The following is a 22,559-nucleotide window of genomic DNA, read 5'->3' as shown; positions in this document are numbered from 1 at the left end:
TCGCCCGTCAGGCGTCCTTGATCGCGGCGCGCATGAACGACACGAAGCGCGTGGTCACGGGATCGTCGCGATCCGACCGCCACGCCAGCCCGACGCGCCACTTTGCGTCCCGGCCATCGAGCGGCAGCACTGTCGCATCGCGCAGCAGGTACTGCGCGCGCGACGGAATGAACGCGACGCCGACACCGGCCGCGACCGACGTCAGCACCGACTGCACGTCCTCGGCCTGCTGTGTCACGTGCGGCACGAAGCGGCGCTCGACGCACCATCGATCGATCTGCGCGGCGAGCCCCGGGCCCCGCGCACGCTGCAGCGCGATGAAGCCGATCTCGTTGAGCACGTCGAGATCGGCCGGCACGCGCTTGAAGCCGAGATGCGGCGGCACCGCCAGCGCGAGCCCCTCATCGACCACCTTGAACGACGACAAGCCTTCGTCGGCCGGCAGGCGCAGAAACCCGGCATCGAGCTTGCCCGCGCGCAGCCGGCGTGTCTGCTCGGACGACGACAGGTCGCTCAACGTGACCGCAATGCCCGGATTGCGGCGACGAAACTCCGCGACCCGCTTCGGCACGATCGTCAGCACCGACAGGCAAATGCCGAGCCGCAGATGCCCGCGCTGCCCGCTGGTCGCCTCCCGTGCGCGCGCGAGGATCTCGTCGGCATCGCGCACGAGCGCCTGCGCGTCGGGCAGGAAACGCTCACCGAACGGCGTCAGCTCCGCGCCGTGCCGCCCGCGCTCGAACAGCTTGCCGCCGAGGCTCGCCTCCAGCGCGCCGATCTGCTTGCTCAGTGCCGGCTGGCTCATGTGCAGCGCATCGGCCGCACGGCTGAAATGGCACAGCTCGGTGACGGTCAGGAACGTACGCAGCAGTTTCAATTCCATTCTTAAAAGGAATCGTAACGATTGAAACATTCATTTTACCGATCGAATGCAATGACGTTCAATACGGGCATGCCCTTCCCGGAACCGACTGTCATGCCCCTCGATCATGCCGCCGACTGCGTGGCCGACCAGCCGTGCGATATAGCCGTCGCGAACGAACGCACCGCCGCGGCCGATACACGTGCGCCGAAACGTCGTGCCGAACGCAGCGACGGACGCAGCCGCCGTTTTCGCTTCGGCGATGCGCTCGACGACCCGCCGCCGCGCGTGGTAACGGGGTCGATCGCGATCAGTTTCGCGGTCGTGTCGCGGCGGAACTGGCCGCGTTAAGCGGTACCGGCCGCGCAAAGCCCCGCCATGTCGATCCGATACACGTTGCCGTCCGTGCCGACAACGTACAGCGCACGACCACGGCCGACCGCGCGTGCCACACCCACAGGCGCCGAATCACCATTCAGCATGCGATACGCGCGTACCACCCGTACCTGGCCATCGGTGCCCGGACGCACGAGCTGCAACACGTCGCGATCGCCGTATGCCCCGCACAACAGCGCCACGAACCCGCCGGGTTGCGCTTGGTCGTCCATCACCGCGAACGCGTGACTGCCCTTGACCGGAATACGCCATGACGCGACAGGCTGCCGGTCGCGCAAGTGGACGAGCGCGAATTCGCTGTAGTAATACAGCCAGACATCGTGGTCACCTTGAACGTTGAGCGCATAACAATCGTCGATCGGGCCCAGCCCCTCGGGCGGCGAGAACGCATGAAGCAGCTCGCCGCGCCGGCTCCAGGCGACCAGTCCGGACGCCCCGACCGGCGCCCCCCAGCCGAGATTGCCGAAGACACCTTCGTCGAAATAGGACGTCCAGATTTCTCCCGTGCCCGTGACCTGCACGGACTGGATGCCGTCGCCCAGCAGTATTTCTCCGCAACGCGTGCCGTCGCGCCGATAGAGGCGGCCGTTCAGGTCGAAGTCGTCCGGCCCGCGATAGCAGGATCGACAGCAAACCAGCAGCAGATCGTCTCCCACCGGCTGGATCTCGTGAATATCGAACGGTTCGTTGTCGACGACGAGATCGAGCAGCTTTTCGCCGTCCCGCCACGCAATCAAGCGATAGCGCCGCGCAGCCGACGGTGTCGTGATCGCGAACGAAGCGCCGTCGGAGCGTGTCCGGTCGTCGAGCGATTCCAGTGCAAATGCCGTGTACAACGCATCGTCCGCGCCGACGTTGAAGGCAACCAGTTCACCTGTCGCGGACAGGCTGCCGATCGATGCAAGCAGCAGCACGGGCAGCGCGTGCGGTTGGCGGGACATGGGTTCTCCTGACGATGGGCTCGCCATCTTGCCGGCCGTACCATCGTTTGTCACGCCGGCGCGACATATCGACGCAAAACGCGGCACACCGCAACGGCAGCCGGCAAAACAGCGCGCCGACGGCCGGCTGCTATCGTCATCCTCCCGCGATCGACCTTATAATTTCCCGCACCCGCTGACCGCCCATGCATTCCGCGCCGCCACCTCGCGCGTGGAAAGGAGACTTTCGCTTGACCGGCCTCATCGCGCGCGTGCCTCGCGCCCGGACCACGCTGATCCTCGCTCTCTCGTTCCTGCTGCTCGCGTTCGCCGCGAACGCGTCCGCGCAGCGCGCGCAGCCGCATCGCACCGCGCAGGCCCACGCGCATCCGCACAAGAAAGCCGTCAAGAAGAAACCCCACCGCAAGCACAAGGCGGTCAAGCATCGTCGCCCGAGTGCGAGGCATCAGACGATCAAGCGTCACGCCGCCCCGGCCCCGCATCGCCGCGCGAAGCGCACGACCACCGTCCGCCCGCGCCCGACTGCCGCGAAACCGCGCCTGATGGCAAGCTGCGGCTACACCCCGCGCGCGGTCAATGCCCTGCATTCGCGTGCGGCCTACGTGCTCGACGTCGACTCCGGCACGTCGCTGCTGGCGCGCAACGCACGTTCGGTGCGGCCGATCGCGTCGATCTCGAAGCTGATGACGGCCGTCGTCGCGCGCGACGCCGACCGTCCGCTGAACGGCGTGCTGCGCGTCACCGCGCGCGACCGCGACACGATCAAGTTCACCGGCTCGCGCCTGCAGGTGGGTTCGGAACTGTCGCGCCGCGAGATGTTCCATATCGCGCTGATGTCGTCGGAAAACCGCGCGGCCGCCGCGCTGAGCCGCGACTATCCGGGCGGGCGCACCGCGTTCGTCAACGCGATGAATCGCGAAGCGCGCCGGCTCGGCATGCGCCATACGCACTTCCGCGAGCCGACCGGCCTGTCGCCGCACAACGTGTCGACGGCCGAGGATCTCGCGAAGCTCGTCGGCGCGGCGGCGCAGGACCCGCTGATCCGCTATTTCTCGACGGATACGTCCACCACCGTGCGCCCGGGCGACGGCGAGCTGGTGTACGTGAATTCCGACCCGCTCGTCCGCTACCGCCGCCTGCCGATCCGGCTGCAGAAAACCGGCTTCATCAACGAGTCGGGGCACGGCGTCGTGATGCGCATGCGTGTGAAGGGCCGCCGCGAAACGGTCGTGCTGCTCGGCGCACCGACGCGTGCGGGTGTCTCGAGCGATGCCATCAAGATCCATCGCTGGCTGTCCTGCTCGATCCAGTGAGCGCGCGGGCGGCCGGCGCATTCACCTACGGGAGCGCAGCCATGCAGGACGAATACCGCTTCAACGCATTTGGCCGTCTACTCGCCGTCGTGCGCAAGGACGACCGCTGGGCCGTGTTCGATCTCGGCACCGAAGGCAAGCGACGCGCGGCCAACCTGCACATTCCGTCCGCGCTCGCCGCCGACGAACTCGCGCAATACCTCGGCGACCTGCTGCACGAGAGCGCGACCCCGAGATACAACGAGGTCGTACCGGTCCCGCTCCGCCGCGCGTAACCGCACACCCGGCCGTACCTCGAACCGGCGGTCAATTCGACAGCTAAACTTGCAAGTTTAGCTGTCGTGTTCTATGATCCGCCGCATGAACCCTCCACGCAAATCCGGCGTTTCCGCCGATATCGTCGCTGCCGACCTGACCCTCGCGGTCGGCCAGCTGGTCCGCCGGCTCCGCTCCGAGATCGAATCCGACGGGCTCGGCATGTCCCAGACGAGCGCGCTCGCGCGACTCCAGCGGCACGGGCCGATGACGACCGCCGATCTCGCGCGCGCCGAAGCGATGAAGCCTCAATCGATGAAGGCGATTCTCGCGAGCCTCGAGGAAGACGGTCTCGTCGAGCGCGAACCGCATCCGACCGACGGCCGCCAGATCCTGTTCCGGCTGACCGCGGCCGGCCTCGACGCACGGCTCAAGCGCAACGCCGCCAAACACAAGTGGCTCGGCGCCGCGATCGAGCAGCTCGACCCCGCAGACATCGACACGCTCGCCGCCGCGATCCCGCTGATCCGCCGCATCGGCGAGCAGTGAACCCGGCCCGCGCGCCCCGCAGCATTCGCGCGCACGGCTTTTCTCGTCCCTTCCACGGAGCCCCCATCATGAGCGCAACCCGTCTCGACACGAACACGGCACTCGTCGTCATCGACCTGCAGAAAGGCATCGTCGCCCTCCCCACCGCGCACCCGGTCGAGCCGGTGGTCGCACACAGCCGCGCGCTGCTCGACGCATTCCGCAGCCGCGGCCTGCCGGTGGTGCTCGTCAACGTCGCCGGCGTTGCGCCGGGCCGCACGCAGCAGCAGGCGCGCACCGGTGCGCTGCCCCCCGACTGGACCGAGCTCGTCCCCGAACTGAACCGCCAGCCCGGCGACCACGTCGTGACGAAAAAGACCTGGGGCGCGTTTACCGGCACCGGCCTCGACGCGCACCTGAAGGCGGCCGGCGTCACGCAGATCGTGCTGGCCGGCGTCGCGACGAGCATCGGCGTCGAGTCGACCGCACGGCAGGCGCACGAACTCGGCTACAACGTCACGCTCGCCATCGACGCGATGACCGACCTCAACGCGGACGCGCATGCGAACAGCGTCGAGCGCCTGTTCCCGCGCCTCGGCGAGACGGGCACGACGCAGGACATCGTCGCGCTGCTCGACCGGCGCGGCGCGTGAGCGGCGGGCGCGCGCAGCCGGCGCCGGGCCGCGCGGCCGGCCGGCTCGATCCGTCGATCTGGAAGGTCGGCGCGGTCGCCACGCTCGGCTCGCTGCTGTCGCAGCTCGACGCGACGATCGTCAACGTGTCGCTGTCGAGCCTCGCGACCGACCTGCACGCGAGCCTCGCGACGATCCAGTGGGTGACGAGCGGCTACCTGCTCGCGCTGACGCTGGTGCTGCCGCTGAACGGCTGGCTCGTCGACCGGATCGGCGCAAAGGCGCTGTATCTGTGGTGCTTCTCGGCGTTCACGCTCACGTCGGCCCTGTGCGGGCTCGCATGGTCCGCGCCGTCGCTGATCGCCTTCCGCGTGCTGCAAGGGGTCAGCGGCGGGCTGCTCGCGCCGATGGCGCAGATGATGATCGCGCGTGTCGCCGGCCAGCAGATGGCGCGCGTGATCGGCTATGCGGCCGTGCCCGTGCTGCTCGCGCCGATCCTCGGCCCGGTCGTGGCCGGCGCGATCCTGCAACACGCGTCGTGGCGCTGGCTGTTTCTCGTGAACCTGCCCGTCGGCGTGCTGGCGCTCGCGCTGGCCGCGCGGTTCCTGCCCGCCGACCGCGACGACGCGCAACGGCGCACGCTCGACTGGGTCGGCCTCGCGCTGCTGTCGCCGGGGCTCGTGCTGTTCCTGTACGGCATCGAGCGGATCAACGAAGCGCCCGGCATCGCGGCGATCGTCGTGTCGGCGCTGTTGCTCGCCGCGTTCCTGCGGGTCGAGACGCGCAACGGCGACGATGCGCTGATCGACCTTGCGCTGTTTCGCGGCAAGGTGTTCGGCGCGGCCGCGTCGACGCAGTTCCTGTCGAACGGCGCGCTGTTCGCGGGCCAGATGCTGATTCCTGTGTTCCTGATCCAGGCGTGCGGGCGCACGCCCGGCGAAATGGGCTGGCTGCTCGCGCCGATGGGCCTCGGCATGCTCGTCACGTATCCGTCGATGGGCGCACTGACGAGCCGGTTCGGCGTGCGCCGGCTGGCCTCGGCCGGCGCGTTGCTCGCACTCCTCGCGACGCTGCCGTTCGTGTTCCTCGCGCTGACCGGCTACGACCCTTACCTGCTCGTGCCGGCGCTGTTCCTGCGCGGCATGGGCCAGAGCGCGATCGGCGCGCCGTCGATCGCCGCCGCGTATGCGTCGGTCGAGCGCCGCAACCTGCCGATGGCGACGACCTCGCTCAATATCGTGCAGCGTCTCGGCGGCCCGACGTTCACCACCGTGTGCACGCTGTTCCTCGCATGGCGGCTGCAGGTCGAATCGGCGGCGGGCGGCGGCACGCCGGCAAACGCGTATGCGTGGGCGTTCGGCCTGCTTTGCGTGCTGCACGCGGCAAGCGTCGTCACGACGCTGCGCCTGCCGTTGTGGTCGGCCGGTGCGGGCGGGCAGCCGGCCGGCACCGCGCGCGCCGGTTCGCGCTGACCTTCGGTCGGCCGCACGACACGTGCGGCCGACCCGCTACGGCAGCCACATCGGCACGATCGAGATCACGAGCAGCACGCCGAGCGCCGCATTCAGGCAGTGCCACTGCCGCTCCGTGCGCAACACCCGCGCGAACAGCAGCCCGGCGAAACACCAGAGCGACAGCGACGCCATCGCGGCCACGCCGAACGCCAGCCCGAGCAATATGCCGAGCCGGGCCGGGCCGGACGCGAGCGCGGCGAACGACGCGGCCGCGCCGAGTGTCATCGCCCAGCCTTTCGGGTTGTGCCAGAGCATCCAGACGCCGCTGATGAAACCCTGCGGCCGGTGCACCTCGGCATCCAGCCGCGGCTTGCCGCCGCGCCCGATGCGCACGGCCAGCCACACGAGGTACACCGAACCGACCGCCTTCATCACGAGTTGCAACGCGGGCAGCGCAAGCAGCACGCCGCCGAGCCCGGCCGCGGCCGCCGCGGCCATCGACGCCAGGCCGGCCGCGATGCCGGCCATCATCGGCAGCGAACGCCGATAGCCGAAATGCGCGCCCGACGCAGTGGCGAGCGTCGTCGCGCCGCCCGGCGTCACGGTGGACACGATCACGAACAGCATCAGCGGCAGGTAGTCTCGGAACGGCACGGAAGCTCCCGGTTGGCGTCGTCGAAGCCCTGTTTTACGCGCGATCCCGCCATTACGACAGCGAAAGCTTTTTATGCCTGTCATTAGCGTTCATAATGCGCCGCATGGCACGTCATCTCGACATCGCGCTGCTGCGCGCCTTCGTCACGGTCGCCGATCATCGCAGCATGACGGCGGCCAGCCGCGCGCTGCACCTGACGCAAGGCGCGATCAGCCAGCAGGTTGCGCGGCTCGAAACGCTGTCCGGCCCGCTGTTCGTCCGCGAGCACCGCAACCTGCTGCTCACGGCGGACGGCGAGCGGCTGCTCGGGCAGGCACGCCGGCTGCTCGCCGTGCACGATGCGCTGCTGGCCGACATGACGGCCGGCGCGGTCGACGGCACCGTGCGCCTCGGCGCGCCGCAGGATCTCGTCGGCACCTGTCTCGCGCCGATCCTGAAGGGCTATGCGCAGGCGCATCCGCAGGTCGCGCTCACGCTCGTGTGTGAGGCGTCGCCGGAGCTGCACCGGGGGCTCGCGCAGGGCGAACTCGACGTCGCGCTGATCGAGGCGCCGGTCGGGCCGTCACGCGGCGAGTGCATCGCCGTCGACCGCCTGGTCTGGGTCGGTGCGAAAGGCGGCACCGCGTACCGGAACACGCCGCTGCCCGTATCGATGGTCGCGCCGACCTGCGCGTTCCGCCCGACGGTGCTCGACGCGCTGCGCGGCTGCGATCGCGCGTGGCGCACCGTGTTCGAGAACGGCAGCATCGACGCCACCACCGCGACCGTGCGCTCCGACCTCGCCGTCACCGCGTGGCTCGCGTCGACCGTGCCGGCCGACCTCGACATCCTGCCGGCCGGCAGCGGCCTGCCCGCGCTGCCGAACTTCGCGATCAACCTTCATCTGCCGCGCGGCCAGCACACGCCGGCCGCGACGGAACTCGCCCGCCACCTGCGCAACGGCTTCGCGCGCCTGCGCGCGGCCGCCTAGCGCGGGCCGACGCTACACGGTGCCCGGCTCCTGCGGCGCCGGCGTCGTGCCGGCGGCCTCGAGCGCCTGGTGCAGCGTCGGGAAGATGCACGACGCGCCGACGATCTCCGTGATCCGGTGACGATCCATGTCCGCGCGCAGGTAGCGGTTGACACGCCCGAACAGCACGCCGATCCCGCGCGCGTGCAGCATCCTGACGAGATCGGTCAGCGTGCGCGCGGCCGAATAATCGATGTCGGTGACCGCCCCCGCATCGATGACGAACCAGCGCGCCGGCACCGGCGCCGCATCGACGAGCTCGGTCACTTCGGCGGCGAACAGGTGATCGTTCGCGAAAAACAGGTCGGAGCCGAACCGGTAGACGATCAGCCCCGGCGCCGTCATCGCGCCCCGCCGCGTGGGCACCGGCTGCCACCTGCCGTTCCCTTCGACCGGTTCGAGCACCATCGTGTGCGGCTGGTAGCTGTGGCGCACGTGCCGCATCAGCGACAGCGCGACGGCCAGCAGGATGCCGTGCTCGACGCCGACCGTCACGACGGCCACGGCCGTGACCAGCGCAAGCGTGAACTCGCCGGGGCTTTCCCTGCGGATCGCGGCGAGGCTGCGCACGTTGATCAACCCGAGCGCGATCGTGAACACGATGCCGGCCAGCACCGCATGCGGCAGATACTGCAGCGTCGTGCTGAAGAACAGCAGGACCACCGCCACCACGGCCGCAAACGCGAGATGCCCGATCTGGCTGCGCACGCCCGCGCCGTCGGCCATCGCCGTCTGCGTCGGGCTGCCGTTGACGACAAACGCGCCGCCCACCGCCGCCGCGGCGTTCGCGGCCGCGAGGCCGAGGATGTCGGCATTGGTATCGACGTCCTCGCGATACTGCTGCGCGAACACGCGCGCGGCGGCCGCGCTCTGCGCAATGATCATCACGAAACACGACGCGGCGACCGGCACGAGATCGAGGAACTGCTGCCACGTGACGGACGGCCAGCGCAGCGGCGGCAGCCCGCCCGCGACCGGCCCGAGCACCGCGATGCCGTGCGCGGCGAATCCGAACGTGCCGCTCGCCGCGATGCTGCCCGCGACCGCGATCATCGGCATCGGCACGCGCGGCAGGAACCGCTTGCCGGCGAGAATCGCGACGACGACGAGCGCCGCGAGCGCGAACGTCGGCCGGTTCGTGTGGACGAGATGCGTGACGACGTAGTCGAGCTGCGCCAGGCTGCGCGACGCCGGGTGCGGTACGGCCAGCCCGAGCATGTCGCCGAGCATCGCGATCGACACCTGCACGCCGACGCCGGCGAGAAAGCCGACCAGCACCGTGCGCGACAGGAAATCGGCGAGAAAACCGAGCTTGAAGATGCGCGCGAGCAGCAGCATCGCGGCGGTCAGCAGCGCGACCATGCCGGCCAGCGCCGCGTATTCGGCGCTGCCGGCCGGCGCCATCGACGACAGCCGGCTCGCGAAGATCGTCGCGGTCGCGGAATCGGCGGCCACCACCAGATGCCGCGACGCGCCGAAGATCGCGAACGCGACGAGCGGCAGGCACACCGTGTAGAGGCCCGTGACGGCCGGCATGCCGGCGATGCGCGCGTAGCCGAGCACCTGCGGGATGTCCATCGACGCGAGCGAAATGCCCGCGAGAATGTCGCGGACGGCCCCGCCACGGCGGATCGGGAGGATGCCTTTCAGCAGCCGCACGCCTGACGGGCGGCTTTCGTTGGAATCTTGCATGCGTGAAGTGCGTGAATACGGGGTGGCGTGGTTCGCGAAGTCGTTCGCGCATCGTGCCCCCGGCAGGCATCGCATGGCAAGTGCGCGAAGGCGGCACGTGTCGCTCACCGTCGACGGATGGCCCGCGCGCAACGGCGAACGGCACGCCGACAACCCTGCGACGCCCGCATGATTGCATGGATCGCCGTGCACGCGCATTGAAGCGCGCAGGCCCGCCGCAGCGGCGTCGCGCCGATTCCGGACGAACCGGCGGCACATCCGGCACGCCGCGCGCGCACCGGCTTGCGGTGACCCGCTTTCGTCATCCGCCCTCACCCGATTGCAGAGGAGACCTGCGCAATGGTGAGCCGATCCGGGAGCCGCGCGTCGCGCGTTCACGGCGACGTGCCCGGAACCCGATGGCACAATCACGGTCCCTTTCATGCGCCCTTCACCGGGCGCGCGCCGCGTCGCGGCGCCGATTCAACGCACGAGAAGGCCCCTGTTTGCCCCTATGACCCTGAACGAATCCTGGTTTGCGCCGCTCGTCGGCATCCTCATCCTGCTCGCCGCCGCCGGCGCGATCACCGCCGTCGTCCATTTCCTGCTGTTCCGCGTGGTCGCGCGGCTCGCGCGGCTTTCCGCCACGCGCGTCGACGACGCGCTGTTCGAGTTCGGCGCATTCAAGTGGCTGAACCGCATCGTCCCGTTCGTCGTGATCAAGCTCGGGCTCGGCGCGGTGCCCGGCATTCCCGATACGGCCGCGCAGGTCGCCGACAAGGTGCTGTTCGCGCTGATCGTGTTCCTCGTGACGATGACCGTGAGCGCGACGCTTTCGGCGCTCGAACACGCGCATCGCACGTACCAGCGCGACCAGCCGCGCCTGTCGCTGAAAGGCGCGATGCAGCTCGTCAAGCTCGTGATGTTCATCACGGCCGCGCTCGTCGTGATCGGCGACGCAACCGGCAAGCAGATCGGCCTGCTGCTGTCCGGCATCGGTGCGATGTCGGCGGTGCTGATGCTGATCTTCAAGGACACGCTGCTCGGCCTCGTCGCGGGCGTGCAGCTGTCGTCGAACGACATGCTGCGGATCGGCGACTGGATCACGATGCCGTCGGCCGGCGCGGACGGCACGGTCATCGACATCACGCTGAATACCGTCAAGGTCGCGAACTTCGATCACACGATCATCACGGTGCCCACGTGGAAACTGATCACCGAGAGCTACCAGAACTGGCGCGGGATGACCGAGGCAGGCGGGCGCCGCATCAAGCGCGCGCTGTTCGTCGACGCGACGAGCGTGCGTTTTCTTTCGAACGACGAGATCGAACGGCTCGAACGCCTGACGCTGCTGAAGGACTATCTCGAGGACAAGGTCGACGCGATCGAGCAATGGAACGGCACGCTCGGCGCAGCCGGCGACTGCCCGGCGAACCGCCGCCAGCTGACGAATCTCGGCACGTTCCGCGCGTATGTCGCGAACTACCTGAAGGGCCATCCGCGCATCCGCCGCGACATGACCTGCATGGCGCGGCAACTGCCGCTCACGGCCGAAGGCATTCCGCTCGAACTGTACTGCTTCACCGACACGACGACCTGGGTCGACTATGAAGCCATCCAGTCCGACCTGTTCGATCACCTGATCGCGGTGCTGCCGGAATTCGGGCTGCGCGTGTACCAGCACCCGTCGGGCTTCGACATGCGGCAGATGGCCGGCGTCGTGCAAGCCGGGCAAGCCGGGCTGCAGGCGCCGCACGCGGGATGACGCGCGACACGGCGGCCGGCCATCGGCCGCCTGCCGCCGGGCATGGCGGCACTCACCGCGCCGCGCACTCCGACGCGAGCCGCCCGAGCACCTTCAGCGCATCCTCGATCTGCCGCGACCACGGATAGCTGTAGTTGAGCCGGATGAAATGCCGGTAATCGGTGCCGGCCGAGAACATGTGCCCGGGCCCGACCGTGATCCGCTCCGCGAGGGCCAGCGCATACAGCTTCATCGCGTCGACCTGCTTCGGCAGCTCGACCCACAGCACATACCCGCCCTGCGGCTGCGACAGCCGCGTGCCCTCCGGAAAGAAGCGCCGCACCATCGCGCTCATCAGGCTCGCCTGCTGCGCATACAGCTTGCGCATGCGCCGCAGGTGAAAGTCGTAGCCGTCGTGCTTCAGGTACTCGGCGATCGCGAGCTGCTCGATCGCGGGCGTCGCGAGCGTGTTCAGGAATTTCAGCTTCTCGACCTGGTCGCGGTAGCGGCCCGGCATCGCCCAGCCGATCCGGTAGCGCGGCGACAGGCTCTTCGTGAACGACGCGCAATGCAGCACGAGCCCGTCGCGGTCGAACGACTTCAGTGCGCTCGGTGTCGTGTCGCCGAAGTGCAGCTCGTGATAGACATCGCTCTCGATCGCCGGCACGTCGTGCTTCGCCAGCAGCTCGACGAGCGCGCGCTTGCGCGCGTTGGGCATCTGGAAGCCGAGCGGATTCTGGAAATTCGGCATCACCATGCACGCGGCGATGCGCTCGCGTTCGAGGATTCGCTCGAGCGCGTCGAGATCGATGCCGTCACCCGGGTGCGTCGCGACTTCCAGCGCACGCATGCCCATCCGCTCGATCGCGTGCAGCATCGCGTAGAACGTCGGCGACTCCACCGCGATCGTGTCGCCCGGCCGCGCGACGGCCTGCAGGCACAGGTTGATCGCCTCGGTCGCGCCGATCGTCACCACGATCTCGCCGGGTTCGACCGCGATCCCGCGCTCCGCGTAGCGCCGCGCGATCTGGCGGATCAGCTCCTGGTTGCCGGGCGGCAGATCGTCGATCACGCCCCAGCGGGTGCGGCGGCGGCCGATCGTCTGCGCATAGCGCGCGAGACGCTGCACCGGAAACTGCGACGCATCGGGATACGGCGAGCCGAGCGGCACCGCGTCGTCGCGCGCGATCGAACGCAGCGTCGACAGCACGAGCCGGCTCACGTCCACGGCCGACGGTTCCGCGGTCGGCGCCGACATGTGCAGCTCGGCCTCGGCGGGCGCCGACGCGCGCGCACGGACGAAGTAGCCCGATTGCGGCCGGCTCTCGATCAGGCCGCGGCTTTCCAGCACGAGGTACGCGCGCAGCACGGTCGTGACGCTGAGCTGCTGCTGCCGGCTCGCCTGCCGCACCGACGGAATCCGCTCGCCGGGCCGGTATACGCCACGCTCGATCTGCGCCTGGAGATCGTCGGCCAGTTGTTCGTAACGCTTCACGCGCCTCCCTTTCAACTTCCCTTCAACAACACAGTTGCGATCCGCACTGCCTGAATGGCCGAAACTGTACTCTTTTTTGAAGCGAAGAGGTGTACACACAGCCGAACAAGGCCCGCGCGTACTCTGCGGCCATCGACCCCGACACCCGTTGCATCATGAAAAAGAAATCCGCTACCGCGCGCATCGAACCGTACACCCACCCGGCCGCCGGCTGGGGGGCGCTGAAGGCCGTCACGATCAACCTGATCAAGGAAAAGGTCACCGGCGGCAACTACCGCACGCTGCTGCGCCAGAACCAGCCGGACGGCTTCGACTGCCCCGGCTGCGCATGGCCCGACCGCCAGCACGCATCGACGTTCGAATTCTGCGAAAACGGCGTGAAGGCCGTGGCCGCCGAAGCGACCAGCAAGCGCGTGACGCCCGAATTCTTCGCCGCGCACACGGTCACCGAGCTGCTCGAACAGACGGACTTCGAACTCGAGCAGCACGGCCGGCTCACCGACCCGATGGTGTACGACGCGCAGACCGACCGCTACGTGCCGATCGCATGGGACGACGCGTTCGAGCTGATCGCGCGCCACCTGCGCGCGCTGCCCGATCCGAACCAGGCCGCGTTCTACACGTCCGGGCGCGCGAGCAACGAAGCGGCGTTCCTGTACCAGCTGCTCGTGCGGCTGTACGGCACGAACAACTTCCCCGACTGCTCGAACATGTGCCACGAGGCGACGAGCCGCGGGCTGCCGCCGTCGGTCGGCGTCGGCAAGGGCACCGTCACGCTCGACGATTTCGAGCACGCCGACACGCTGCTGATCTTCGGCCAGAACCCGGCCACCAACCACCCGCGGATGATGGGCGAGCTGCGCGAATGCGCGAAGCGCGGCGCGACGATCGTGTCGATCAACCCGCTCAAGGAGCGCGGCCTCGAACGCTTCGCCGATCCGCAAAGCCCGATCGAGATGCTGACGATGTCGGGCACGAAGATCGCATCGACGTTCATCCAGCCGACGATCGGCGGCGATTTCGCGCTGATCAAGGGGATCGCGAAGCGCGTGCTCGAACTCGACGACGCCGCGCGCGCCGCCGGTACGCCGCGCGTGCTCGACACCGCGTTCATCGGCGAGCACACGGCCGGATTCGACGCGTTTGCCGACGATCTTCGCAACGAAAGCTGGTCCGCGCTGACCGCCGAAAGCGGCGTGCCGTACGAACAGATCGACAGCCTCGGGCAGCTCTACGCGCGCAGCGAACGCGTGATCGCGACGTGGGGGATGGGCATCACGCAGCACAAGCATTCGGTCGCGACCGTGCAGATGCTGACGAACCTGATGCTGATGCGCGGCAACATCGGCCGTCCCGGCGCCGGCCTGTGCCCGGTGCGCGGCCACTCGAACGTGCAGGGCAACCGCACGGTCGGGATCGAGGAAAAGCCGTCGCAGGCGTTCCTCGACCGGCTCGGCCACGTGTTCGATTTCGAACCGCCGCGCCACCACGGCTACGACGTCGTCGAGACGATCGAAGGCATGCTCGAAGGCCACGTGAAGGTGCTGATCGGCCTCGGCGGCAACTTCGCGATGGCGACGCCCGACACGCCGCGCACGTGGGAAGGCATGCGCCGCTGCGATCTTTCCGTGCACATCACGACGAAGCTGAACCGCAGCCACCTGATCCACGGCCGCGACGCGCTGATCCTGCCGACGCTCGGCCGCACCGAGATCGACCTGCAGGACAACGTCGCGCAAGGCGTGACGGTCGAGGATTCGATGAGCATGGTCCACGTGTCGTACGGGATGAACAAGCCGGCCTCGCCGAACCTGATGTCGGAGCCCGCGATCGTCGCGCACATCGGTCATGCGCTGTTCGGCAGCGGCAAGGTCGACTGGCTCGCCTACAAGGACGATTACGCGAAGATCCGCGACGCGATCGAGGCCACCCTCGACGGCTTCTACGACTACAACACGCGCATCGCGCGGCCGGGCGGCTTCCACCTGCGCGTCGCGTCGCGCGACCGCGAATGGCTCACGCCGACGGGCAAGGCGAACTTCATCGCGCACCCGCTGCCCGCCGACACGCCGATCCAGCGCGCCCGCGCGCTGCACGGCGAACGCCTGATGACGCTGATGACGACGCGCTCGCACGACCAGTACAACACGACCGTCTACGGGCTCGACGACCGCTATCGCGGCGTGTTCGGCCAGCGCCGCGTGGTGTTCGCCAACCGCGACGATCTCGCGATGCTCGGCCTGAAGGCCGGCGAATGGGTCGACATGGAAACCGTGTGGCACGACGGCATCGAGCGGCGCGCGGACGGCTTCCTGCTCGTCGAGTACGACATCCCGCGCGGCTGCATCGGCGCGTACTACCCGGAAACCAACCCGCTGGTGCCGCTCGACAGCGTCGGCGACGTGTGCAACACGCCGACGTCGAAGTCGGTACCCGTGCTGCTGCATCGCGCGGCCGCGCCGGCATCGATCGCCGCCTGACGGAGCACGGCGATGATCGTTCGTCCGCGCGAGCACTGGCTGCGGATGCTGCTCGTCTGGAACGGATCGGTGCTGCCGACCATCCTGCCGCAACTCGTGCTGACGCTCGCGATCAGCGTCGTCGCGGTGTGGGGCGGCGGCCGCGTGCTCGGCGAGAAGGTGCCGCTGAACCCGACGCCGTTCACGCTGATCGGCCTCACGCTCGCGATCTTCGCGGGGTTTCGCAACAATGCGAGCTACGAACGCTACCGCGAGGGCCGTCAGCTGTGGGGCGGCGTGCTGACCGCCACGCGCACGCTGGTATCGCAGGCGCTCTGCTACGGCGCGATCGACGATGACGACGCGTCACGGCAGGCGTTCGTGCGCAAGGTCGTCGCGTTCGTCTATGCGCTGAAGCATCAGCTGCGCGGCACCGATCCGGCGGCCGACCTGCGCACGCTGCTCGACGGCGCCGCCTGTACGCGTATCGCCGCCGCCCGGTATGCGCCGGTCGCGATCGTTCACGAACTGCGCGAAGCATTCGCCGCGCGCGCCGACGCCGGGCGCCTCGCCGATACGCGACTGTGGATGCTCGACGCACGCCTCGACGATCTCGTCGCGATGGTGAGCGGCTGCGAGCGCATCGCGTCGACGCCGATCCCGTTCTCGTATGACGTGCTGCTGCACCGGACCATCTATGCGTACTGCGTGCTGCTGCCGTTCGGCCTCGTCGATTCGATCGGCGCGGCAACGCCGTTCGTCACCGTGTTCGTCGCCTATACGCTGATCGCGCTCGACGCGATCGCCCATGCGATCGCCGAACCGTTCGGCGACGGGCCGAACCATCTCGCGCTCGATGCCATGACGCGGACGATCGAGCGCACGCTGCTCGAACTGAACCGCGAGCCGCTACCGGCGGAAGTGACGCCCGGCAAGGCCTATCGCCTCAGTTGACGCGCGGGCCGCCGCTCGCGCGCCCCGCCGCCCCGCCGCCGTCTGCCCGTCAATCCCGACGGCCGCGCAGGAAGCCGTCATGCGCGGCCGCCGTCTCCGCGATCGTCCGCAGCAGCACGACACCGCGCAGCAGCGCGCGCCCGTCGTCGCTGTCGACCTCGGTCACGCGCCGCAGCAGCACGCGGGCCGCCGCGCCGCAAGCCCGCTCGAGCCGGGCGAAATCCGCGAGCCCGACCCGCCCCCGCACCAACGCGACCGCACGGCGCGCCGCCGGCTCGCGCGCCGCCAGTTCGGCCAGCGCCAACAGGCTGTCGCCGATCGTCCAGGCCGCGAGCAAGTCGCGCAGGTCGCGCTCGATGAGGGTGGCTGGCAGACGGCCCGCGAAGCCGAGCTCGCGCCCGAGACGGTCGGCCGTGCGGCTCAGCCACGCGCTCGCCGGCCACGCCCGTGGATTGCGTGCGATGCGTGCGAGGTCGGCGCGCACCGCGCAATGCAGGCGCCGCCGGCTCGCGCCGGGATCGCCGGGGAACACGAGCGCGAACACCATCGCGCCGAACGCGATGCCGAGCAGCGTGGCAAGCGCCGAATTGAGAAAGGCGGCGTCGCCGATGCGCGCCGTATTGTCCGGCGACGTGAAATTCCAGAAGAAGATCGAGAAGCCGCTACCGATGCCGGCCGCGCGTGGATGACGCATTGCGATGCCCGCGCCGATCGTGAACACGCCGAGGATGTATGCGAGCATCTCGAAGCCCGACACCGCCGGCAGCAGCACGAAGTTGCAAAGGGCGCCCGCGACCGCCGCGCAGGCGGCTCCTTTCAGGAAGCCGACGGTGGCGCCCACCGAGTTCGGGCGCGTCGAGAACAGCGCGCAGACCACCCCCGTGATCGCGACGAACCCGGCGCCCGACGGCCACGCCGTCACGATCCAGAACGCCGCGGCGATCAGCACCGCGATGAACGCGCGCATCCCGTTGTGCCACGCGAGCACCGGATCGTGGTGGAACGCATAGCGCACCCGCGACGCCGGCGGATTCGGCAGGTCCAGCCACGCCTTGCCCGCAAAGGCGGCGTCGAACCCGGCAAGCAGCGCCGCCAGCCGGTCGAGCGTGAGCAGGCGCGACGGGTCCGAGCCGGCCGGCTCCGCGGCCTCGGCGCGCACCGCGTCGTCCACGCGCGCCCGCAATGCGGTGAGCGCGGCGCCCGCTTCGCCCGACGCCGCCACGCCGTCGAGCACCTGCGCGGCATCGGCGACCAGCGGGTCCGGCGTGCCGCCGCTGCGCGCCGCGTGATCGTGCAACGCCTGCCCCGCGGCCTGCGCGGACAGCACGCCCAGCACCGCCGTGCGCAGATGACCGATCGCGTTACGCACCGGCGGCGCGCCGGTGGCCGCATATTCGGCCGCCGTGTCGAGTTCGAGCGCATCCGCGAACAGCCGGTGCACGGCAGCGACGTTCGGCTCGCGGCGCAGCGCACCCGCGCCGACCGCCGCCGCGCGGTCGAGATAGCGCCTGAGCCGCGTACGGACATCGTCCAGCGGCGCGCCCGGCGCGAAGACCGTATCGAACAGCGCGCCGCACAGGATGCCGACCACCACGTAGAGGAACCGCGCGACCGCGATGTCGAACGCGTGCAACGGCGCGGATACCGCATCCATCGCGACGATCGCGGCCGTGTAGCCGGCGAGCACCGCCGCATAGGCGCGGAAATTCCGCTGGAACGTCGCGACGCCCGCGCACAGGCCGATCCAGGCGGCGAGCGCCGGCAGGAACAGTTCGGGGGTCTGCGCGAATGCACCGGTCAGCACGAGCGCGACGACCGCGCCGATCGCGGTGCCGAGAATCCGGTACTGGCTCTTCGACAAGCCCATCCCGCGGCTGCCCTGCGCGACGATCCACACCGTCGATGCGGCCCATTTCGGGTCGTCGAGATTCATCCGGAAGGCAATGTAGAGCGCGAGCAGCGACGCGGCCGTATTGCGCAACGCGAAGGCGAGCGCACCGGGCGGCAGCGTGGGCCGTGCGTCGCGCAGCACGGTGCGGAAGGCCGCGCGCGGCGGCAGATCGGGCAAGGCGAATTTCATGCGGCGAGCATACGGGGGCGCGCCGCCGCCACTAAGAGGCGCGGACAGGATGCGTTATTGCACCGGGCAGGATAATCGCCGCCGCACGGAGCGATCCGGCCGGCGAAGGTAAGATGCGCGCAGGTCGAACACGGAAGCACCCCGTATGAACTTCGAAAGCATCCGCATATTCCTGCGCGTGGTCGAGCGCGGCAACTTCACCGCCGCCGCCACGCAACTCGACATGCCGCTCAGCCGCGTGAGCCGCAAGGTCAAGCAGCTCGAGGACGATCTCGGCGTCCAGCTGCTGTACCGGACCACGCGCCGCGTGTCCGTCACCGAGGCCGGACGCGACTACTACGAGCGCTGCCTGCGCGCCGAGGACATCCTGCTCGACGCGGACCGCCAGGCCCGCGCGCTGCGCATGGCGCCGGAAGGCACGCTGCGCGTGCTGGTGCCCTACTCGATCGGCCTGTTCGAACTGGAGCCGGCGCTCGCCGAGTTTCGCCGGCGCTACCCGCTCGTCCAGCTCGTGCTGATCTACGACAACAACCCGCTCGATCTCGTCGAGCACGGCTTCGACGTCGCGCTGCGCGCGGGCTTGCTGACCGACTCCAGCTACATCGCACGCTCGCTCGGCTGGTCGCAGGCGAAGCTCGCGGCGAGCCCCGCCTATCTCGACCGCGTCGGCCGGCCCGCCACGCCGCAGGACCTTGCGCGGCACGACCTGCTGCTCGTCGGCCGCGACGCGCCCGGCCTGACGCTGCGGCTCACCAATGCGGCCGGCGAAGTCGCCGACGTGCCGGTGCGGCCGGTGCTGATCACCAACGAATCGGTGACGGTGCTGCGCCAGGCCGCGAGCGGCGGCGGCATCGCGCTGGCCTCGACGCACTACACGGCCCGCCGGCTCGAACGGAACGAACTCGAAATCGTGCTGCCCGACTGGCACCGGGCCGACGACGTCGAACTGCACGTGCTGTACCCGCGGCGCGCGACGCTCGACAGCAAGGTGCGCGCGTTCGTCGATTTCCTCGCGGAACTGTTCACCGCATGGCGAACCGCACCGTAACCGGCTCGGTTCGCACACCGATTATTGCGCGGCGCGAAATCGATTAATGAGCCGGCCCGTGTTGATGGCGGCTCGCCGCATCGTTAGCCTGTCGCGATGCACAACGACTCCACCGGCGACGCCAGCCGCCTGACCGCTGCCCGCAGACGCATCACGCGCGTCCCGCCTTCCTGACCGGCAGCATCCCGCCTTCCGAAGCCCGTCACGGCTTCGTGCATCCGATCGAGCCGCACATCGCACGCGTCGGCCCCGGCTACCGGGCCGCATCGCGCGCCGTGCGCCCTTCCGTTCAGCAGCCGCGCCGCGCCTGCGTCGCCTTCCCGCGCGTGCGTGCGCGGCGGCGCGTGCCCGCCGCGACGGGCCGCAGCCGTCAAGCACCTTACGCTTCTTACGCAGGAAACCCATGTCCACTCCGTCATCTCCAGCCCCGCTGTCGGGCGGCAAGCTCGCGATCGGCACGATCGCGGTATCGCTCGCGATGTTCATGAACGTGCTCGACTCGTCGATCGCGAACGTCGCCATTCCGACCATCTCGGGCGACCTCGGCGTGTCGGTCGACGAAGGCACGTGGGTCATCACGATCTTTGCGGCCGCGAACGCGGTGTCGATTCCGTTGACGGGCTGGCTCACGCAGCGCTTCGGCCAGGTACGCCTGTTCGTCACGTCGATCCTGCTGTTCGTGTTCGCGTCGTGGCTGTGCGGGATCGCGCCGAACCTGCCGACGCTGCTCGCCGCGCGAATCCTGCAGGGCGCGGTCGCCGGGCCGCTCGCGCCGCTGTCGCAGGCGCTGCTGCTCGGCGCGTGGCCGCGGCAGAAATCGTCGAGCGCGCTGGCGCTGTGGTCGATGACGGCGCTCGTCGGCCCGATCGCCGGGCCGTCGCTCGGCGGCTGGATCACGTACGACTACAACTGGTCGTGGATCTTCTACATCAACATCCCGGTGGGCTTCTTCGCGGCCGCCGTCACGTGGATCGTGTTCCGGGATCGCGAATCGGCCACGCGCCGCCTGCCGATCGATACGGTCGGCCTGCTGCTGCTCGTGCTGTGGGTCGCGTCGCTGCAGATCATGCTCGACAAGGGCAAGGATCTCGACTGGTTCAACTCGCCCGTCGTCGTCGCGCTCGGCATCGTCGCGCTGATCGGCTTCGCGTTCTTCCTCGTGTGGGAGCTGCACGAGGCCAACCCGATCGTCGACCTGCGGCTCTTCACGCAGCGCAATTTCGCAGGCGGCACGATCGCGATCTCGGTCGCCTACGGGATGTTCTTCGGCACGCTCGTGCTGCTGCCGCAGTGGATGCAGGGCTATCTCGGCTACCGCGCGGTCGATTCGGGGCTCGCCACCGCGCCGCTCGGGGTGTTCGCGATCCTGCTCACGCCGGTCATGGGGCGCCTGCTGCCGCGCACCGATCCGCGCTACATCGCGACGCTCGCGTTCGTCGGCTTCGCGGTCGTGTTCATGATGCGCACGACCTTCTATACCGACGTGTCGCGCTGGGACCTCGTGCTGCCGACGCTGCTGCAAGGCATCCCGATGGCGATGTTCTTCGTGCCGCTGACGTCGATCATCCTGTCCGGGCTGCCGCCGGAAAAGATTCCGGCCGCCGCCGGCCTGTCGAATTTCGGCCGCACGTTCTGCGGCGCCGTCGGCACGTCGCTGATCAGCAACGCCTGGAACGACCGCACGATCCTGCATCACGCGCGGCTCACCGAACAGGCGAGCATCGACAACCCGACCTTCGCGCAACACGTCGACACGACGCGCTCGCTGCTGCACCTGAGCCCCGATTCGGCGCTCGCGCTCTTCAACTCGTCGGTCGATTCGCAAGCGGCCGTGATGGGGCTGAACGACATCTTCTATGTATCGGCGATCATCTTCGTCGCGATCATTCCGCTGATCTGGATCACGAAACCGTCGCGCTCGGGCGGCGGCGATGCCGACGCGGCGGCGGCCGGCGCGCATTGATCCGCGTGCGCGGCGGCCGGAGCCCGCGCCGCCACGCGCCGACGTAATAAAGACTTGCAATCGATACAGGCGGAAACGTCAACAGCCGGTGCCCGCGCCGCGTTTTCTGGACAAGCGCCCACGATTCGAGCGCGCAACGACAGGAGAAAACACCATGCGAGCCCTGACCCGCCATCTCGCGATTGCCGCCGCCCTGATGTCGGTACTGACCGGCACCGCGTTCGCCGACACATCGTGGCAACAGGCGCATCCGCGCCGCGAAGCGGTCAACCAGCGCCTCGCAAACCAGAATCGCCGGATCCGTCACGAAGTGAAGGAAGGCGAGATGTCGCACGCACAGGCCGCGCGCCTGCACCGTGACGACCGCAAGATCCGCCGGGAAGAGCGGGACATGGCTGCGCAGGATCGCAGCCACATCACGAAGAGCGAAAAGCACGTGCTGAACCAGCAGGAAAATGCGGTCAGCCACCAGATCGGCCAATAAGATCGACAACACCGGCAGGTGCCCATTCGCCACCCCCTGAAACGCCCGCTGCCGCCGCGCGGCAGCGGGTGCTTGTTGTGTATCGAATCGTTTCAACGCGTCAACGGCGTCAAATGCTGCGGGTATACTCCGTCGTCAGCCGCCTGCCGCATCGTCGTCCGTCAAACATGGCCCGATTCCGGGCGGTTTCGTCGCGAAGCTTCGCGTTTCGCCTACCCCGCGCCCCAGCCTCGATACGAGACCCACGACGACCCACCATGAAACGATTCCTGCTGCTCCTTCCCGCCGCCCTGCTCGCCGCCTGCGGTTCCGCGCCGTCGTCCGACTCGGCCGCCTCGTCCGGCGCGGCGCCGATGATGTACGTGTCGTCGCAACGTCCGGCCTACGCGATCGCCAACTGCCTCGACAGCCGCCTGCCGGGCACCGAGCAATCGCAGCACAACGGCGTGACCGACATCGCCGTCGGCTCGAACTCGTACTTCGTCACGCTGACGCCGTCGGGCAACGGTTCGGTCGTCAAGGTCGTGCGCGGCTCGGGCAGCGAGCCGCCCGAGGAAACGATGCGCTTCGCGCTCGCACGCTGCCTGATCTGATCCGAACCCCGCCGACGCCGGGC

The 22,559-nt window shown here is 69.1% G+C and carries 20 protein-coding genes; 14 read left to right on the top strand and 6 right to left on the bottom strand.

Annotation, left to right across the window (positions count from 1 at the left end):
* Positions 1–7: 7 nt before the first annotated feature.
* Positions 8–883 (bottom strand): LysR family transcriptional regulator, encoded by an 876-nt coding sequence (locus tag APZ15_RS30280; protein ID WP_027791864.1) that lies wholly within the window; start codon positions 881–883, stop codon positions 8–10.
* Between the two features lie 51 nt (positions 884–934).
* Between APZ15_RS30280 and APZ15_RS30275 the strand changes: the two genes are divergently transcribed.
* Positions 935–1,213, top strand: a complete 279-nt coding sequence (locus APZ15_RS30275; RefSeq protein WP_027791865.1) for a hypothetical protein — start codon at positions 935–937, stop codon at positions 1,211–1,213.
* On the opposite strand, the gene APZ15_RS30270 is transcribed toward APZ15_RS30275, so the two are convergent.
* A complete protein-coding gene (locus tag APZ15_RS30270; protein ID WP_049098211.1) occupies positions 1,210–2,199 on the bottom strand; it encodes a hypothetical protein in 990 nt (329 codons plus the stop codon). The two genes, APZ15_RS30275 and APZ15_RS30270, sit on opposite strands and share 4 nt — an antisense overlap.
* Before the next feature lie 230 nt (positions 2,200–2,429).
* Between APZ15_RS30270 and APZ15_RS30265 the strand changes: the two genes are divergently transcribed.
* The 5 genes from APZ15_RS30265 (at position 2,430) to APZ15_RS30245 (ending at position 6,399) form a co-directional block, all read left to right on the top strand.
* A complete protein-coding gene (locus APZ15_RS30265; RefSeq protein WP_027791866.1) occupies positions 2,430–3,512 on the top strand; it encodes a serine hydrolase in 1,083 nt (360 codons plus the stop codon).
* A 41-nt stretch (positions 3,513–3,553) separates the two neighbouring features.
* A complete protein-coding gene (locus tag APZ15_RS30260) occupies positions 3,554–3,787 on the top strand; it encodes a DUF7661 family protein (protein ID WP_027791867.1) in 234 nt (77 codons plus the stop codon).
* Positions 3,788–3,860: 73 nt separating this feature from the next.
* A complete protein-coding gene (locus APZ15_RS30255; protein ID WP_027791868.1) occupies positions 3,861–4,316 on the top strand; it encodes a MarR family winged helix-turn-helix transcriptional regulator in 456 nt (151 codons plus the stop codon).
* A 68-nt stretch (positions 4,317–4,384) separates the two neighbouring features.
* On the top strand, positions 4,385–4,948 hold the full coding sequence (locus tag APZ15_RS30250) for an isochorismatase family protein (RefSeq protein ID WP_027791869.1): 564 nt from the start codon (positions 4,385–4,387) through the stop codon (positions 4,946–4,948).
* Positions 4,945–6,399: a DHA2 family efflux MFS transporter permease subunit gene (locus tag APZ15_RS30245; protein ID WP_027791870.1), complete on the top strand. Its 1,455-nt coding sequence runs from the start codon at positions 4,945–4,947 to the stop codon at positions 6,397–6,399. The genes APZ15_RS30250 and APZ15_RS30245 overlap by 4 nt, the downstream gene beginning before the upstream one ends.
* 36 nt (positions 6,400–6,435) lie before the next feature.
* Here APZ15_RS30245 and APZ15_RS30240 read toward each other — a convergent pair whose 3' ends face one another.
* Positions 6,436–7,035 (bottom strand): LysE family translocator, encoded by a 600-nt coding sequence (locus APZ15_RS30240; RefSeq protein ID WP_027791871.1) that lies wholly within the window; start codon positions 7,033–7,035, stop codon positions 6,436–6,438.
* 95 nt (positions 7,036–7,130) lie between these two features.
* On the opposite strand from APZ15_RS30240, the gene APZ15_RS30235 reads away from it, so the two are divergent.
* Entirely contained in the window at positions 7,131–8,006 is an 876-nt protein-coding gene (locus tag APZ15_RS30235; protein ID WP_027791872.1) for a LysR substrate-binding domain-containing protein, read from the top strand.
* A 12-nt stretch (positions 8,007–8,018) separates the two neighbouring features.
* Here APZ15_RS30235 and APZ15_RS30230 read toward each other — a convergent pair whose 3' ends face one another.
* Positions 8,019–9,737: a SulP family inorganic anion transporter gene (locus APZ15_RS30230; RefSeq protein ID WP_027791873.1), complete on the bottom strand. Its 1,719-nt coding sequence runs from the start codon at positions 9,735–9,737 to the stop codon at positions 8,019–8,021.
* Between the two features lie 493 nt (positions 9,738–10,230).
* On the opposite strand from APZ15_RS30230, the gene APZ15_RS30225 reads away from it, so the two are divergent.
* Positions 10,231–11,481, top strand: a complete 1,251-nt coding sequence (locus APZ15_RS30225; RefSeq protein ID WP_027791874.1) for a mechanosensitive ion channel family protein — start codon at positions 10,231–10,233, stop codon at positions 11,479–11,481.
* A 52-nt stretch (positions 11,482–11,533) separates the two neighbouring features.
* On the opposite strand, the gene APZ15_RS30220 is transcribed toward APZ15_RS30225, so the two are convergent.
* Entirely contained in the window at positions 11,534–12,955 is a 1,422-nt protein-coding gene (locus APZ15_RS30220; RefSeq protein ID WP_027791875.1) for an aminotransferase-like domain-containing protein, read from the bottom strand.
* 155 nt (positions 12,956–13,110) lie between these two features.
* Between APZ15_RS30220 and APZ15_RS30215 the strand changes: the two genes are divergently transcribed.
* Positions 13,111–15,435, top strand: a complete 2,325-nt coding sequence (locus tag APZ15_RS30215; RefSeq protein WP_027791876.1) for an FdhF/YdeP family oxidoreductase — start codon at positions 13,111–13,113, stop codon at positions 15,433–15,435.
* 12 nt (positions 15,436–15,447) lie between these two features.
* The gene (locus APZ15_RS30210) at positions 15,448–16,368 is read left to right on the top strand and encodes a bestrophin family protein (protein ID WP_027791877.1); all 921 of its coding nucleotides are present in this window, start codon (positions 15,448–15,450) and stop codon (positions 16,366–16,368) included.
* Between the two features lie 49 nt (positions 16,369–16,417).
* Here the strand turns inward: APZ15_RS30210 and APZ15_RS30205 are convergent, their stop codons facing one another.
* Positions 16,418–18,448, bottom strand: a complete 2,031-nt coding sequence (locus APZ15_RS30205) for an FUSC family protein (protein ID WP_027791878.1) — start codon at positions 18,446–18,448, stop codon at positions 16,418–16,420.
* Positions 18,449–18,593: 145 nt separating this feature from the next.
* On the opposite strand from APZ15_RS30205, the gene APZ15_RS30200 reads away from it, so the two are divergent.
* From APZ15_RS30200 to APZ15_RS30180, 4 genes are all read left to right on the top strand, one after another.
* Entirely contained in the window at positions 18,594–19,496 is a 903-nt protein-coding gene (locus tag APZ15_RS30200) for a LysR family transcriptional regulator (protein ID WP_027791879.1), read from the top strand.
* 403 nt (positions 19,497–19,899) lie between these two features.
* On the top strand, positions 19,900–21,459 hold the full coding sequence (locus APZ15_RS30190; RefSeq protein ID WP_027791881.1) for a DHA2 family efflux MFS transporter permease subunit: 1,560 nt from the start codon (positions 19,900–19,902) through the stop codon (positions 21,457–21,459).
* A 154-nt stretch (positions 21,460–21,613) separates the two neighbouring features.
* Entirely contained in the window at positions 21,614–21,943 is a 330-nt protein-coding gene (locus APZ15_RS30185; protein WP_027791882.1) for a hypothetical protein, read from the top strand.
* Positions 21,944–22,200: 257 nt separating this feature from the next.
* Entirely contained in the window at positions 22,201–22,536 is a 336-nt protein-coding gene (locus APZ15_RS30180; RefSeq protein WP_021161344.1) for a hypothetical protein, read from the top strand.
* Positions 22,537–22,559 lie beyond the last annotated feature (23 nt).

Source organism: Burkholderia cepacia ATCC 25416 (assembly GCF_001411495.1).
Taxonomy (GTDB): Bacteria; Pseudomonadota; Gammaproteobacteria; order Burkholderiales; family Burkholderiaceae; genus Burkholderia; species Burkholderia cepacia.
The sequence above is the reverse complement of the archived record's forward strand: the minus strand, read 5'-3'. Positions and strand labels throughout refer to the sequence as shown.